Genomic DNA, 15,649 nt, shown 5'->3' with positions numbered 1-15,649 from the left:
ACCAGCCGGTTAAGCCTTGAAACTGTGTCTTGCCCTCGATCCGGGGCTTGGTTCCGTTCATCGTATGAACAGATATGCTTGACGTTCATGGTATGAACGCGGTAGCTGATAACTGTCTTTCGATGGGGATAATCGGTGCCGGAGACGGTTCAGGATCGGGAAGCGGATAACGGGATTATTCTCGGGCTTCTCAAGTCAGTGGAACAGGACGGGGGGCGCTCGCAACGCCGGCTGGCGGCGGAACTGGGCATCGCGCTCGGCCTCGTCAACGCCTACCTGAAGCGGTGTGTGAGTAAGGGGTTGGTCAAGGTCCAGAACGTTCCGGCGCGACGTTACGCCTATTATTTGACACCGAAGGGTTTCGCCGAAAAGTCTCGTCTCACGGTCAACTATCTAACGTCGTCTTTTGGATTTTTCCGGGAGGCCAAGGCCGACTGCTTAGTCTTGTTCGAGGTGGGCAGATCACGGGGCTTCAGATCCGTCGTGCTGGTGGGGCGCTCCGATCTTGCCGAGATCGCAGTGATTTGCGCTATGGAATGCCAGATCGAGATCGTGGCGCTCGTTGATCCAAAATCGGTGCCGGGGCATTTTCTTGGCATCCCCATTGTCTCGTCGTTCGACGTGCTGACGAAGAGCTTCGATGCGGTGGCGATTACCGATCTCGAAAGTACTTACGAGAGCTGGGACCGCGCCAGGTTGCATTTTGGCGAAAGCCGCGTGCTGCTGCCCCGCCTTCTCGGCGTCGTGAAGAACCAGGAAAGCGTGGGGCAATGACGGCGTCCGCGCGGCAATGGTTCGTCGTCCAGACCCAGCCGAATTCGGAGCGCAGGGCGGTGGCACATTTGGCCCGCCAGGGATTCGATGTGTATTTCCCGCGTTATCTCAAGCGGCGCAGCCATGCCGGCAAGGTCGACATGGTGGCCGCTGCGCTGTTCTCGCGGTATGTTTTCGTCTCAATCGATCTCACCAAGCAGCAGTGGCGAGTGATCCGGTCGACCGTCGGTGTTGCGCAACTGGTTTGCCATGGCGATCGGCCTGCGCCGCTTGCCGACGGTATCGTCGCTGAATTGCGCAGCCGCGAGGATGATCGCGGCCTGATCCAGTTGAATCGCAGCGCTTTCAGGCCGGGTGAGAAGGTGAGGGTCGTCGGCGGCGCTTTCGCCGATCATCTCGGCATGTTCGAGGCCATGGGCGATAGCGAGCGCGTGGCTGTATTGCTTGACCTACTCGGCCGCAAGGTCCGGGCGGTGATGAATATCAACGTGATTGAAGCGGCTTAGTCCCTGTCTTCGATCGCCAGTCTGAAATGGTCGGGTGAGGGGAAGAGCGATCTCCGATTCACCCGGATGGCGGTAGCATGGAAAAATTGTCCAAGTGGGAGCTGCGGCTGGAGATCCGACCGCCGCGTCCATTGGATCGCAAGGCAAGCGGGTCTTGATGGATGTCACCGTATCAGCGCGATGGTCAAGAATGCCACTCAGTTTCATCCCGACCGAAGTCGTTCGGCCGCTGAAAAAATTCCTTTCGCGATAGCGTGGTTTCCTGTGCAGACATTGGCTATTATTCCAGCGCGTGGTGGTTCGAGGCGCTTGCCCGGCAAGAATATGCGGAGCTTTCTTGGCGTTCCTCTGATCACCTGGTCGATCCGCTTTGCGCAGAGGATGAACAGGTTCGACAAAGTGATTGTCTCTACCGATTCCGAGGAGATCGCGAATGTGAGCCGGTTGGCGGGCGTTGAGGTGCCATACCTTCGATCACCCGCACTTGCGACTGACGTGGCGACCTCGGTAGAAGTTGTGCTCGATATCTTGGCCCGAGAATGGGAAAGTAATCGGATCTATGATCTAGTCGCGCTGCTGCAACCAACCTCGCCAGTGCGTGAAATGTCGCGCTGGCAAGAAGCATTCGCTCGCATCGAGAGCGGCGATTGTGACGCGGTGGTTGGCGTTGCGCCCATACACACGCACCCGTTCCATATTTTTCACCAAGAGGAGGGGGGTGCTTTGCGGCCCTTCGGGGATACAGCAGGGCTTCATTTGCGGTCACAAGACCTGCCGCAGGCAGTCTGCATTGCCGGCAATCTGTACCTTATCCGTTCGTCCATGCTAAAGAGCCACCGAAGCTTCTTCCCGCCCGGAACTGTCGGGGTTCTCTGTGACCAGCCCTGCGAGGACATCGACATCGACACCGAGGATGACTGGGTCGCTGCCGAAGCCTTGTCCAAACATTACGGCAAGCGGCCATGAAAACTTTTGTCATCGCCGAAGCCGGGGTCAACCATAATGGCGACGAGAACCTAGCGTTGGCGCTGGTCGATGCTGCCGCGAAGAGTGGCGCGGATGCAGTCAAGTTCCAAACTTTCTCCGCCGATAAACTCACGCGAAAGGGCGTCGAGAAGGCCGAATATCAGAAGCAGGGAACAGGTGACGGAGATCAGCATGGTATGCTCAGGGCGCTTGAGATGTCGGAGAGCCTCCACCGTCGGCTGTTCGCGCATTGCCGGCACCTTGGCATCGAATTCATGTCGACAGCGTTCGATGAAGACGCGCTCGACTTTCTCATTGACCTCGGCATCAAGCGTATCAAGGTGCCGTCTGGAGAAATCACAAACGTCCCGCTGCTCACGCGTATGGCGAGCAAGGGGCTTCCACTTATCATCTCGACCGGGATGGCAGAACTAAGTGAGGTCGTCGCTGCCGTCGATATCATCGGCTCAGCTCGCGCTGCGCGTGGTTTTGTCGAACCGTTGACTGACGTCGTCACCATTCTCCATTGTACGTCGAACTATCCAACAGCAATCGCGGACGTCAATCTTCGCGCCATGCGAACTATGGCGGGCGCGACCGGCCTACCGGTGGGGTATTCCGATCACACGTTGGGACTCGCAGTGGCGACGGGCGCAGTTGCATTGGGCGCAACTGTGATCGAAAAGCACTTCACCCTTGACACCAACTTACCTGGTCCGGATCACAAGGCCTCGCTCGAACCAGCTCAACTTGGCGCGCTTGTCCAGCAGATCCGCGACATGGAGGTGGCGCTTGGGTCCGCCGTCAAAGCGCCCACGGCGTCTGAGCTTCCGATACGTGATCTGGTTCGGCGCAGCGTTACCACACTGCGTTCAATTGCCGCCGGCACGACGGTTGGCAAGGACGACGTCGCCCTGCTGCGGCCGGGAACAGGTATTCCGCCGATCGACCTTGAAAAGGTCATTGGACGAAAATCGGTTCGCCATCTTGCTGCGGGCGAAACAATAAGTTGGTCGGACATTGTATGAGCAGACGCAAGATCTGCTACGTTACGGGGGCACGCGCCGATTTTGGCCTGATGCAGTCGACGCTGCAGCGGATTCATCGTTCCGATCTCCTGGAGCTTTCGATCATTGCGACAGGGATGCATCTACTGCCCAAGTACGGACTCACAGTTCGCCAAATCGAGGCCGCCGGCCTGCCAGTCACGGCGCGAATCGCGGTTCAAGACGGCCCGCCCAGCGGGGCCTTGATGGCAAAGAACATTGGGCGGATGCTGATCGGACTAGTCGAGGAGTTCGAAACGATTCGACCGAACATCGTTCTGGTATTAGGGGATCGTGGCGAGATGTTAGCGGCAGCGTTGGCTGCGATTCATCTGAACATTGCTGTTGTCCATATTCATGGCGGCGAGCGATCAGGTACCGTTGACGAACCGGTGCGCCATGCCATCTCTAAGCTAGCGCATTTCCATTTTGTCGCCACCGACGAAAGCAAATCGCGACTCGTCCGTATGGGTGAAGCTGAAAACCGCATCGCCGTCGTCGGGGCGCCTGGCATTGACGGCTTGCGCGAAACGAAGCGGGTGAACCGCTCAACCCTTTGCGCCGGGGTTGGACTCGATCCCGCGCGCCCGGTCGCTCTGCTGGTTTACCATCCGGTGCTGCAGGAAGCCGACCGCTCCGGGTCATATGTGGCGATGATAGTCGATGCAGTCTTGGCAAAGGGCCTTCAAGTCATGGCGCTTGAGCCTAATTCCGACGCCGGCAGCGGTTACGTGCGGGCGGCATTGGAAGTTCGCGCTTCTGCTGGGGAGATCCGAGTCGCTACGCATCTGCGACGAGAGGAGTACCTGTCTTGGCTTGCAGCGTCCGATATCCTAGTTGGAAATTCCAGCAGCGGTATCATCGAGGCTGCTACCTTTGGCACGCCCGTGGTGAATGTCGGATCGCGGCAGAATCTTCGCCAGCGAAACGCCAATGTTATCGATTGTCCGATGGATCGCGATGGACTCGAAGCCGCGGTTGAGCGCGCCCTTGCCCTGCCTCGGTCTGAAAGCTCCAACGTCTATGGTGACGGGAAGTCTGGAGAGCGCATTGCGAGGCTTCTGGTCAGCATTGATCTATCCGAATCATCAGTGGCGAAGGCCAATGTCTATTGATCGTATCCTTCTCATTGGCGCAGGCGGGCATGCCATGGTGGTACTCGATGCGCTTGAAAAAAGTGTGATTGGACCATGTTCAATTTCCATTTTTGACGATTCCCCGAAACGGATCGGGCAAAGAATTCTGAATTTGACTGTTCAGCATTTCTCGCCAGATATGGTGGTTGCCGGCGAACAATTTCACATCAGCATTGGTGATAATCTCGCGCGGGAAAGGCTGTTTAAGAAACTGGCGGGGGCCGGCGGCCTGGCACGAACGGTGATCCACCCGGTTGCCTCAATTGCGGCTAGCGCGAGCATCGGAAGTGGGACATTTGTTGCCGCTCGTGCCATCATTGCTCCCGCCGCCATAGTCGGGGGAGGCTGCATCGTCAATCACGGTGCAATTATTGATCACGAATGCGTTGTTGGTGGCTTCTGTCACTTGGCGCCGGGTTCTACCCTTGCCGGAAACGTAAGAGTTGGAGCGGGCGTTCTCGTCGGTGCTGGCGCGAATATACTTCCCGGTGTCCGAATCGGAGATGCGGCGACCATCGGCGCCGGCGCCGTCGTAACTGCTGATGTGCCGCCGGGTGCAACACATGTGGGCGTGCCCGCTCGCAGGATCCATTGAGGGGCTATACCTTGGATATCACCGGAATCTGCTTAACACGGCAGTCGACCATGCGCGAGGCGCTGGATTTGCTGGATCGAAGCGGTCTCGGAGTTCTTTTGCTCGTCAGCAGTGAACGCAAGCTTGAGCGCACCGTGACCGATGGTGATCTGCGGAGGCTGCTGCTAGGGGGAGCACTGCTCGATCATACCTTGGCAAATTTGCCAGAGAGGCGTCCGATCGTTATCGCTGAAAACCATACCAGGCGAGAAGCGCTCGCCCTAATGCAACAGCACACGATCGATCATTTGCCGGTGGTCGATGTCGCAGGAAGAGTCATCGACCTGGTGGAAAGAAGAGGCATTGACGATCAGATATTGCTCTCTACCCCCCACATGGGCGAGACAGAGCGCGACTACATCGAAGAAGCATTTCGTACCAATTGGATTGCGCCGCTTGGTCCCAACGTCGACGCTTTTGAAACCGAACTGGCTGAAAAGGTCGGCGCTAAACATGCTGTGGCGCTGAGTTCAGGAACGGCGGCGATCCACCTCGCCTTGGTACTGTTGGATGTCGGACCCGGAGACAGCGTGTTCTGTTCTTCGCTGACCTTTGCGGCGAGCGTCAATCCGATCGTGTATCAGGGAGCCGAGCCGGTTCTGATCGATTCCGAACCGGAAAGCTGGAACATGTCTCCGGCGGCCCTCGAACGCGCGCTTGAGGCTGCTCGCAAGAAGGGACGCCTTCCCAAGGCCGTCATCGTTGTGAATCTTTACGGCCAAAGCGCGGACATGGATCCGATTGTCTCGCTTTGCAATGGCCACGGCGTGCAGTTAGTTGAGGATGCGGCCGAATCGCTTGGTGCAAGCTATCGGGGCAAAGCCTCAGGAAATTTCGGAAGGGTCGGCATTTACTCGTTCAACGGTAACAAGATCATCACGACCTCCGGCGGCGGCATGTTGGTTACCGAGGAGAAGGAGTTGGCTGACCGAGCCCGTTTCTTGGCAACGCAGGCGCGTGATCCGGCGCCGCACTATCAACACAGCATTATCGGCTACAATTATCGCATGAGCAACATCTTGGCGGGGGTCGGACGCGGGCAGCTCAAGGTGCTTGACCAACGGGTTGAGGCTCGCCGCGCAATATTTCGGCGCTATTCAGAAGCATTTGGAGACCAGAACTGGATACAGCCTATGCCTGAGCCGGAATGGAGCCGCTCTACACACTGGATTTCGGCCGTCTCTCTCGCGCCCGAATCAAGGATCACCGGCTTGATGCTCGTACAACAACTCTTCGCAGAATTTGTAGAGGCTCGCCCAGTTTGGAAACCAATGCACCTCCAACCCGTCTTCGCGCACTGCTCGTACTTTCCCCATGGAAATAGCTCTGTGTCCGACCTACTGTTCAAACAGGGTGTTTGCCTTCCCTCCGGTTCTAACTTGACTATGGACCAGGTCGATAGGGTTGCTGATACTATCTTAAAAATCGGCCGGCGTTTGGCCTAGCAGCTTGGCTCGGCCGATGCCTCGACTCTCAATCACTTCGGGACAGTCGAACTCGCGGGACGACATGGCCTCCATAGGGCCATCTCGAAGGATGCTGTTCCGGAATTCGGAGCAGGCCGGCGCAGATTGGAAAATGCGGAGAGTCGATGATCGGGAATACGGTAGTCCTAATTACCGGAGCAGAGCTGCCGGCGGCGTGCCGTTACGCCGTCACGATCTACCCCCGGTATGGTCGTTTGACGGCGCGGTTTACGCGGCTAGCAGCGACTGGTTTCTTCGGAAAACCGGAAGTTTCTTTCCGCTAGGGTTCGATATCCGATGCCGGCGGATCGGTCGCTCGGCATCGACACGTTCGAGGGCATCCAGCAATTGCATCGGCATATAGCCGAAATGCACGACACACCAACAACAGGCGACGGAAGCTCAAGGTAATCCGAAATGCAGCAACAAGACGTCATCACCAAGTATAACCTGCCGCGAACCGTACGGTTCTGCAAGCTTTGCACCGTATCGAACCAGCGGCCGCGCATCGCGTTCGATGACAACGGCGTGTGCTCGGCGTGCAACTTTGCAACTTTCAAGCGCGAAAAGATTGATTGGTCGGAGCGCGAGAGGGAGCTGGTCGACTTGTGCAATCGATTCCGCAGGAGCGACGGCGAATTCGACGTCATCGTCCCGTGCAGCGGAGGAAAGGATGGCAGCTTCGTCGCCCACCAGCTCAAGCACAAATATGGAATGAACCCGCTGACCGTTACCTGGGCGCCACTGAGCCCTACTGAAATTGGCCGCCGGAATCTCGACGCGTTCATCCGATCGGGCTTCGACAACATTCTCGGGACGCCAAATGGCAGCACGACCCGAAAGCTGACCCGACTGGCTTTCCAAGAGGTCGGTGATCCTTTTCAGCCCTTCATCTACGGTCAGACCAACTTCCCGATGCATATCTCGGTGAAGCACAAGATTCCGCTGATCATGTACGGCGAGAACGGTGAGGTCGAATATGGCGGCGACATGAAGAACGCGTTTCGGCCGACGCGAGAAATCGCGGATCACGACAAGCACTATTTCTCAGGCTTGCCCCCCGAATTCTGGACAGAGCACGGCATTACCGCCGGGGAGCTCAAGCCATTCATGGCGCCGCCGTTCGAATCCATCAAGAAAAACAGGACCGAAATCCATTTCTTCGGCTACTACAAATTCTGGGATCCGCAGGAGAATTTCTACTACTGCCGTGAGCACACCGGCTTTCAGCCCAACTCGGAACATTCCGAGGGAACCTATTCGAAATATGCCAGTCTCGATGATCGCATCGACGGCTTTCACTATTATCTCGCCTACATCAAATTCGGCATCGGCCGCACGACGTCGGACGCTGCTCACGAGATCAGGGACAACAAGATTACGCGAGAAGAAGGCGTTGCGCTGGTCAAGCGCTACGACGGTGAATTTCCGCAGAAATATTATCACGAGTTTCTGGATTATTGCGGAATCACTAACGAGGAATTTCACGCGGTCATCGATGCCTGGCGCTCCGATCACCTCTGGCGAAAGGTCGGCAACGGGTGGGAGCTTAAGCGTCCGGTCTGGCATGAACGCGAGACGGCGACCGGCTCGGCATGAAGCGGATACGGCTCATACCACGCCTTGACATCAAGGGACCCAACCTGATCAAAGGCGTGCACTTGGAGGGACTTCGTGTCGTCGGAGAGCCGCAAGCCCATGCGCGGCGTTACTACGAGCAGGGAGCCGATGAACTGTTGTATGTCGATGTCGTTGCCAGCCTGTACGGCCGCAACAGTTTGCATGACATCGTCGCGCGGGCCGCGCGCGATATATTTGTTCCCCTAACCGTGACCGGTGGTATCAGGTCCGTCGACGATGTCGTCACGCTGCTTCGCTCGGGCGCCGACAAGATAGGGGTTAATACCGCAGCGACCAAGCGCCCCGAACTCATCAGCGAGATCGCGCGGAAGTTCGGATCCCAGTGCATGGTGTTGTCGATCGAGGCGAAGCACGTCGCCGCCGGCCGTTGGGAAGTCTACACCGACAATGGCCGCGAACGCACCGGCATCGATGTGGTGGAGTGGGCCAGGCGCGGTGCGGAGCTCGGTGCGGGCGAAATCCTCCTGACGTCGATCGATCGCGAGGGCACCCGTGGCGGCTTCGATCTCGAATTGGTCGCCGGCGTCTCGAACGCGGTGCCGGTTCCCGTGATAGCCAGCGGCGGCATGGGTAAGCTCGAGGACATCGGGCAAGTGGTGCTGGAAGGGGCGGCCGACGCCGTGGCGATGGCGGATGTCCTGCACTATAAGCGCCTGACAATTCCTGAAATGCGCGACGCGGCGCATGCCGCGGGACTGGCAACAAGAAATGTGTGAAGCATGATTGCGATCATCGATTACGGCGCCGGCAACGTTCACAGCGTCCAGCGCGCCTTCGAGCACTGCGGCGCCGAACCCGTGTTGACCGCGGATTCGGCGGTGGTCGTGAATGCCGATCGGCTGGTGCTGCCGGGAGTAGGTGCGTTCGCGGACGGCATGCGCAGCCTGCGCGAGCGCGGCTTGATCGAGCCGATCCGCCGTTTCGTGCAATCGGGACGACCGTTTCTCGGGATCTGCTTGGGAATGCAGATGCTCGCCACCAGCAGCGAGGAATTCGGCGTGAACGAGGGATTGAATCTAATGCCGGGGCGCGTCGTCCCGATCCCGTCGCATGATGTCGACGGAGTTCCGCACAAGATTCCGCATATCGGCTGGGCCGAGCTAGTGCCGGCGGCCGACCGGGCCGGTACCATTTTCGAGGACACGCCGGAGGGGACTTCCGTCTATCTCGTGCATTCGTTCAAGTTCGAGCCGGATGCCGCCGGCCACCGGCTCGCTGATTGCTTCTACGGCGGCCACCGCATCGCGGCCGCCGTTCGTTTGAACAATATGACGGCCTGCCAGTTCCACCCTGAAAAGAGCGGAGAGGCGGGACTGCGCATGATCGCGGCCTTTCTCCGCCAATGAGCGCCGTCAGGGTCCGATGAAAGTCCTCCGAAGCGGCGCGATCTATGTCGTCGCGAATCTGTTGTCCGCTGCGATACCCTTCCTGCTTCTGCCGATCTTGACGCGCGCGCTCGGTCCGGACGAATACGGGCATATCGTCGGGTTTGCGTTGCTGGTGACGCTGTGTCTGACCTTGTCCGGCCTCAACGCGCATGCCGCGCTCGGGGTTATCTGGTTCAGGCAGCCAAGGGACGAGATGCCGTCCTATGTCGGAGCTGCGCTCCTTCTCGCGCTGCTGAGCACGGCCGTTGTCGCGCTCGGTGTTGGGATCGTGCTCCGGACGTGGCCCGGACTGGGAAGCGGCCTGATGCCGGTCTGGGGCATCGTGGCTGCACTGACCGCGGGCGCCAATGTCATCCTGCAGTGCCGCCTGGTGTTGTGGCAGAGCCAACAAAAGGCGCTGCAAAGCGCTACCCTCCAACTGATCGCAAGCGCGTTGAACGTCGGACTGTCGCTCGCCGCGGTGTTTCTGCTCGGTTGGGGCGGTGCCGGGCGCAATGCCGGCATCGCGGTGTCGGCGGGTCTGCTGGCGTGCGCGGCGATTTACCTGTTTATGGCTGGAGATGAGGTCCGCTGGTCGGCGCGCCGCGATCAGGTCAAAATGCTGCTGGCGTTCGGACTGCCGTTAATCTTCCACACCCTGGCGGGCGTGTTGCTCGGCACCGCTGACCGATGGATCATTTCGATCCAACTGGGGTCGGGTTCGCTCGGCGTCTACGGTGCCGGCGCCCAGCTTGGAATGACGATGGCGATCCTCGCCGACGCCTTCGTCAAGGCATATGGTCCCTGGATGTACGAAAAGCTGGCCTCGACCAAGGCCGTGGACAAGCATTACGCGGTCGGGGCCATCTACGCGATGATTCCGGCGTTCCTGTGCGGCGCGGCGGTGCTCTGGATCATCCTGCACTTTGCTAGCAGCATATTGCTCGGGCCGCGGTTCCAGGATGCGGTGCCGTTGCTGCCCTGGTTCATGCTGGGAGGTGCGTTCACCGGTGTCTACGTTTGCACCTCAGTGCTGTTCTTCTATTCGGGCCGAACTGCGCTGCTTTCATCGGTGACGCTGCCGTCCGCGATCCTCGGCACCATGTTTACCTGGATACTCGTCGCCCGATATGGCGTGGTCGGGGCAGCAATGGGCTACTCGTTCACCCAGGCGCTGCTTGCGCTGTTCGTCGGCGGCTTCGCGGTGAAGTCGTTTGATTTACCGTGGGGCGAGGGCCGCAAGGCGATCGAGGTCTGGTCACATCGGGCCTTGGGTTATACGGCCCGTCAGCCGGTGTAAGAGTTGGGGAAACTTGGGCATGTCGACTAAATCTCCCGCAGGATTGCGGGTCGCCGTGATCGGGCTGGGCCGGATGGGTGTCCGGCACCTCCAAGCGGCCAAGAATCTCGGAATGACGATCTGCGGCGTCGCCGATGTGTCCCAGCAAGCGATCGAGGCGGCGCGCCTGTCACAGGATATTTCCCCGTCAGCGTGCTTTACCGACCCGACCGGCATGTTGCGTACCGTCAGGCCGGATGCAGTCGTCGTCGCCACAACCGCCGAATCCCATTTCGGTTTCGTCGTCATGGCCGCGGAATGCGGAGCAAAGTATATCTTGTGCGAGAAGCCGATGGCGACCTCCTTGGCTGAGACGGACGCGATGCGGGCAGCTTGCGAGCGCGCTAGCGCGCTGTTGGCGGTTAACCATCAAATGCAGTTCATGCCACACTACATGCGCGTGAAGGCACTGATCGGCGGCGATGAACTCGGCCCCCTAGTCAGCGTGCTGGTTGCAGGTTCCAACTTCGGCCTTGCGATGAATGCCAGCCACTATTTCGAGATGTTTCGGTACATCAGCGGCAGCGGCGTTCGCTCGGTGCGCGCCTGGCTCGAGAACGATCCACTGTCCAACCCACGGGGTTCGCAGTTTGAGGATTCTTCCGGCAGAATGCTGGTGCGGGGTACGGACGACGCGGCGATGTATATCGATTTCTCGGCGAGGGCCGGGTACGGCCTGCAAATCGTCTTCATCTGCCGGCAAGGGCAGGTCGTCATGGACGAACTGAGCGGCGAGATACGCGTCGCTGCGCGAAAGCCGGAGTTTCGGGGGTTGCCCACCGCCCGTTACGGCATGCCTGCCGACGTGCGGGTCGAGCATGTGGAGCCGACTGACGCGGTGTCGCCGACGATGGGCGTGTGGTCTGCGATGCTCGCCGGCAGGCCGTTTCCCGACGGCATGATCGGGGCACAGGCGCTCGCCTGCTGCGTGGCGGCGCATGTGTCGCATGAAAAGGACGGCAGCGAAGTCCTGCTGGACGATGTTTCGCTGCCTCGCCCCCGGATGTTTAAATGGGCCTGAATGCCGTTCCAATGAAGACGTGGAAAATAGCCATCGTTGGCGCCGGCTACATGGCGGGCCAGCACGCCAAGGCCTTTGTATCGCTCCCAGGGGTGTCGATCGTTGGGGTCTGCGGGCGAAGCCGTGCGCGGGCGGAGGCGCTCGCCGCAGAGTACCGAGCGCCGGTGTTCGAGACCGTCGCTGCGATGTATCGGGAGACTCAGGCCGACGCCGTCGTGGTCGCTGTCAACGAATTGTCGATGCTGGACGTCTCCCTGGAATGCTTTCGCCAGCCGTGGGCCTGCCTGCTCGAAAAACCGATCGGAATTGATCTTGCTGAGGCTTGGCAAATTCTCGCCGCCAGCGGTGCGGCGGCGGCGAGGGCGTTTGTCGCGCTCAATCGGCGATCCTATTCGGCGACGCGGCATGCCCTGGAAGGACTGGCGCAAGACGATAGTCCGCGGCTGATTTCCGTTCTCGACCAGCAGGATCTGACCGCGGTTCGCGACTCCGGACAGCCGGAAAGGGTGGTGAACAACTATATGTTTGCCAACTCCATTCATCTGGTCGACTACTTCTGTGCATTCGGCCGCGGCGAGATCGCCTCGGTTTCGCCGGCCGTTTCGTGGGATTCCCGGCGGCCGAGATTCGTGGTGGCTACGATCCGGTTTTCAAGCGGTGACGTCGGCGTCTACCAGGCGGTATGGGACGGACCGGGGCCATGGTCGGTGACGGTGACCAACCAGTCTGCGCGTTTCGAATTGCGCCCGCTAGAAAAGCTGGGAGTACAGCGCCGCGGCGAGCGCCAGCTTGTCGAAGTCGCGATCGACGCAATCGACCGCGATTTCAAGCCGGGACTTCGCCATCAGGCAGAGCAGTTCGTCCGTTTTCTGGTCAGCGGCGAGACGACGCTCGCCTCCGTCGGGGATGCGGCACGTTCGATGGCGCTTTGCGCCGACATCTATGGATTGAGATGATCAGGTGAGCGGTGATGATTCGTGGACGGCGCGGCAGCAGGCGTTCGTCGCCATGGAACGGCGAAACGATCTGTTCTCGTCCCGGATTGACGGCTGGTGCGCCTGGCGTGTGATGCGGAACATGGTGTTTCGAAAGCTGGAAGATGTGCCGTTGTCGCAGCCGGCGAGACCGGCAGCGGTACGCAGCATCGAGGCGATTTTGGCGACTTTCGGGCTTGTCAAGGTTCTGCTCCGTGGCGAGGCCCGCGACTTGCTGGTGAAGACCTGCCGTTCGGGATTGCGCATCAAGGAGGGTGACCGGTTCCGGGACGTCTATTTCGACGGCCTGCTTGAGGACGGAGGCACCTTTCTAAAGATGGAGGAAATTAACAGCCCGGATTTTGACGAGCAGGCCGCTCGGGCATCGAAGCCGGCGGAACTCGATCCCGTGGTGTTCACATTTTGGGGGCGCATTCTAGGCCTGTTGATGCCGGTCAGGGCCAAGGAGCTTTGTTGGCGGTTGGCCGACACGCTGCAGCGGGAACTTGGGCTGGAGATCAGCCCCACGATCCTGCGGCTGCGGCTTTCGACGGTCTACTGGCAGGTCCGGCTCTACCGACTGCTTCTCGCGCGAGTCCGGCCGAAAGCGGTGCTCGTTTCGGATACCGGCGAATATGCATTGCGGATTGCATCGCATAGGCAAAACGTGCTCTTCGTCGAGCTCCAGCATGGTATATTCGACGCCAGTCACCCCGACGCGATACCTGCCTGGGTGACGGGCCCGGCTGCGGATCTGATACTTCCCGACGTCCTCGCCAGCCGGGGGCGCTATTGGATCGAGCAATTGGCAGGAACGCGCCAAGGCCGGGATCACGCCGTCGCGGTGGGAAGCGAATTGATCGATGAAGCGAGGCTTCGCAGGCGCGCGCGCGCGGGCGACAAGTCGGTGCATTTTGTGCTGACGACCCAGGGTCTGGATAGCAAGCGGCTGGTGAGCTGGATCAAGGAAATGATCGCGGTGGCTCCCCCGGAGGTGGATTGGCGACTATCGATCAAGCTCCATCCGGTCTACGATCGCGACAATCTGGATTTTGCGGGCTTGCAGACTAGTGAGCGGATTAGGGTAATCGGCGGTTCCGAGCAACCAAACGTGTTCGACCTGCTCGTCAAAGCGGATCTGCATTTCAGCATTGCCTCGGCATGTCACTTCGACGCTGCCGCGCTCGGTGTCCGGACCATCGTCATTCCGCTGGCGGGCCATGAACAATTGCTCCCGGCGGTTGACGGAACTCAGATCTTCCTCGCCCGAGACCCCGCCGATGTCTGGGCGATCGCCGCATCGCCGGTCGACTTCGGGTTCGAAGATATCTACCGGTTCTCGGAGCCCGGCTTCGTTGCCAATATGCGAAAGCTGGCAATCGGCCTAGCGGAATCGCGCATTTCCGATCAGCCGGTTGCCTGCGGTGATAGCCCGGGAAGGCAGTGTCCGAAATGACGACCACCCTCGTTTCGCAGGTGCCGGCGGTGCCTTATCGCCCTGCAGCGGAGCTAAAGCATCCGCGACGCAATGTCACGATGCTGGTCTATGTCACGCTTTCGCTGTTCATGACGATGTCGGTTCTCCAGACCACCGCAATCGAACGGGGGTCCTGGCAATATTTCGCTTACGTTAGTCTCGCGATCCTGCCGCTGCTGGTCAGCTTTCCGGAGATCTTCCGGATCCTGTTTGGCCGATGCGGTCCTTTGTTCGTTATGCTGTTGCTGGCGGGATCGTGGGAGATTTTCACCGGCGATGTCCGTGCCGCCGCGCAACTTTTGCTGCTGGTTTTCATAACCGCATGGGTCTCTACGGATCGCGCGGCGCTCGATACGAGGGATTTGGCGAGGCTCTACATCGCGCTGATTCTGACCGGTGTCATTATTCTGAGCGCCGCGACGCTGAATCCGTACAGTCTCATCCCGGGAAGGGCGTTACCTGACTTCGGGATATGGCGGGTGTCGTTCTTCCCCAACATCGCTTATTCCGGCATGCTGTCGCTCGCGCTCCTGCTAGTCCTCACGAGGGACGCGGAGCCAATGCGTGGTCGGTCGGTGCTAATAGCGGTCGCAGGCTATTTTCTGGTGTTTTCCTTTGTGCGTGCCGCATTGATCGCCGCGTTGATGTATGTCGTCCTGCGACTGTGGTTCGGCAGATGGCGGGAACCGCGGCCACGACTCATGTTCTGGATCGCGCTTTTCGTTGCCTTTGGCTTTGTCATCGCGATGGGCGTATCCGCGAATATTCTCTACAGAATCCAGGAATATTCCTGGGTATCGACGCTTCTGCTGCGCGGCGAAAAAAATCTTACAGTTGATGCGATCGCCTACCAACTCTATCGGCCATGGCTGTGGGACCAGCAATGGAGTCTGTTCGCATCTAGTCGTTGGCTGATGGGATGGGGGAGTGCCGATTTCTACGGGCTCGTTGCGAAAACTGTAGAGAATCCCGATACGATCATCATCAGCGAGGGATCGGAAGCGTTGCCGACCAGGCTGCTCGTCGTCTACGGGCTGCCGGGCCTTCTGTTTACTGTCTACCTGGTGGCGCGTCTGCGAGCACTGGCGCGGACGGACGATCGGTGGGCGTGCGCGTGCTTTCCGCCATTGTTCACGCTGATGATGACCTGGGGCAGCGTGTTCCACCCATCGGATGCCATGTTTTTGATTTTTCTATTGATCATGACAAAGGGCGCCAAGGGCTTTACCTTCGCAAAAACTGCAACCAGCGAATCCGACTGGGCCAAAGGCGCGCCTCCAGATAGTTTACAGGCAGGATGAG

The 15,649-nt window shown here is 59.4% G+C and carries 15 protein-coding genes; all 15 read left to right on the top strand.

The genetic code is table 11. From position 1 onward, the window contains the following. Positions 1–135: 135 nt before the first annotated feature. The 15 genes from FFI89_RS23240 (at position 136) to FFI89_RS23170 (ending at position 15,648) form a co-directional block, all read left to right on the top strand. Entirely contained in the window at positions 136–774 is a 639-nt protein-coding gene (locus FFI89_RS23240) for a winged helix-turn-helix transcriptional regulator (RefSeq protein ID WP_138829949.1), read from the top strand. 59 nt (positions 775–833) lie between these two features. After that, positions 834–1,280: a transcription termination/antitermination protein NusG gene (locus tag FFI89_RS23235; RefSeq protein WP_246669526.1), complete on the top strand. Its 447-nt coding sequence runs from the start codon at positions 834–836 to the stop codon at positions 1,278–1,280. A gap of 180 nt (positions 1,281–1,460) precedes the next feature. Next, positions 1,461–2,246 carry a cytidylyltransferase domain-containing protein gene (locus tag FFI89_RS23230; protein ID WP_168213003.1) on the top strand — a complete coding sequence of 262 codons (786 nt, stop codon included), beginning with the start codon at positions 1,461–1,463 and terminating at the stop codon, positions 2,244–2,246. Beyond that, a complete protein-coding gene (neuB, locus tag FFI89_RS23225; RefSeq protein ID WP_138829946.1) occupies positions 2,243–3,274 on the top strand; it encodes an N-acetylneuraminate synthase in 1,032 nt (343 codons plus the stop codon). Before FFI89_RS23230 ends, neuB begins: the two co-directional genes overlap by 4 nt. Then, positions 3,271–4,407, top strand: a complete 1,137-nt coding sequence (gene neuC, locus FFI89_RS23220; protein WP_138829945.1) for a UDP-N-acetylglucosamine 2-epimerase — start codon at positions 3,271–3,273, stop codon at positions 4,405–4,407. The genes neuB and neuC overlap by 4 nt, the downstream gene beginning before the upstream one ends. Then, complete coding sequence (locus FFI89_RS23215; RefSeq protein ID WP_168213002.1) at positions 4,397–5,023, top strand: acetyltransferase; 627 nt, start codon at positions 4,397–4,399, stop codon at positions 5,021–5,023. The genes neuC and FFI89_RS23215 overlap by 11 nt, the downstream gene beginning before the upstream one ends. A 50-nt stretch (positions 5,024–5,073) precedes the next feature. Then, complete coding sequence (locus FFI89_RS23210) at positions 5,074–6,507, top strand: aminotransferase class I/II-fold pyridoxal phosphate-dependent enzyme (protein ID WP_138829943.1); 1,434 nt, start codon at positions 5,074–5,076, stop codon at positions 6,505–6,507. Between the two features lie 438 nt (positions 6,508–6,945). Then, entirely contained in the window at positions 6,946–8,127 is a 1,182-nt protein-coding gene (locus FFI89_RS23205; protein ID WP_138829942.1) for an N-acetyl sugar amidotransferase, read from the top strand. After that, positions 8,124–8,885, top strand: a complete 762-nt coding sequence (hisF, locus tag FFI89_RS23200) for an imidazole glycerol phosphate synthase subunit HisF (protein ID WP_138829941.1) — start codon at positions 8,124–8,126, stop codon at positions 8,883–8,885. The genes FFI89_RS23205 and hisF overlap by 4 nt, the downstream gene beginning before the upstream one ends. Positions 8,886–8,888: 3 nt before the next feature. Then, positions 8,889–9,515 (top strand): imidazole glycerol phosphate synthase subunit HisH, encoded by a 627-nt coding sequence (gene hisH, locus FFI89_RS23195; protein ID WP_138829940.1) that lies wholly within the window; start codon positions 8,889–8,891, stop codon positions 9,513–9,515. A 16-nt stretch (positions 9,516–9,531) separates the two neighbouring features. Continuing rightward, complete coding sequence (locus FFI89_RS23190) at positions 9,532–10,836, top strand: lipopolysaccharide biosynthesis protein (RefSeq protein WP_138829939.1); 1,305 nt, start codon at positions 9,532–9,534, stop codon at positions 10,834–10,836. A gap of 19 nt (positions 10,837–10,855) precedes the next feature. Further along, entirely contained in the window at positions 10,856–11,896 is a 1,041-nt protein-coding gene (locus FFI89_RS23185; RefSeq protein WP_138829938.1) for a Gfo/Idh/MocA family protein, read from the top strand. After that, positions 11,887–12,852, top strand: coding sequence for a Gfo/Idh/MocA family protein (locus FFI89_RS23180; RefSeq protein ID WP_210249021.1), 966 nt, complete (start codon positions 11,887–11,889; stop codon positions 12,850–12,852). The genes FFI89_RS23185 and FFI89_RS23180 overlap by 10 nt, the downstream gene beginning before the upstream one ends. A gap of 151 nt (positions 12,853–13,003) precedes the next feature. Beyond that, positions 13,004–14,326 carry a hypothetical protein gene (locus FFI89_RS23175; protein ID WP_138829937.1) on the top strand — a complete coding sequence of 441 codons (1,323 nt, stop codon included), beginning with the start codon at positions 13,004–13,006 and terminating at the stop codon, positions 14,324–14,326. Beyond that, on the top strand, positions 14,323–15,648 hold the full coding sequence (locus FFI89_RS23170) for a hypothetical protein (protein ID WP_138829936.1): 1,326 nt from the start codon (positions 14,323–14,325) through the stop codon (positions 15,646–15,648). Before FFI89_RS23175 ends, FFI89_RS23170 begins: the two co-directional genes overlap by 4 nt. The last annotated feature ends 1 nt before the right edge of the window (position 15,649 follow it).

It is taken from the genome of Bradyrhizobium sp. KBS0727 (genome assembly GCF_005937885.2).
Taxonomy (GTDB): domain Bacteria; phylum Pseudomonadota; class Alphaproteobacteria; order Rhizobiales; family Xanthobacteraceae; genus Bradyrhizobium.
The sequence above is the reverse complement of the archived record's forward strand: the minus strand, read 5'-3'. Positions and strand labels throughout refer to the sequence as shown.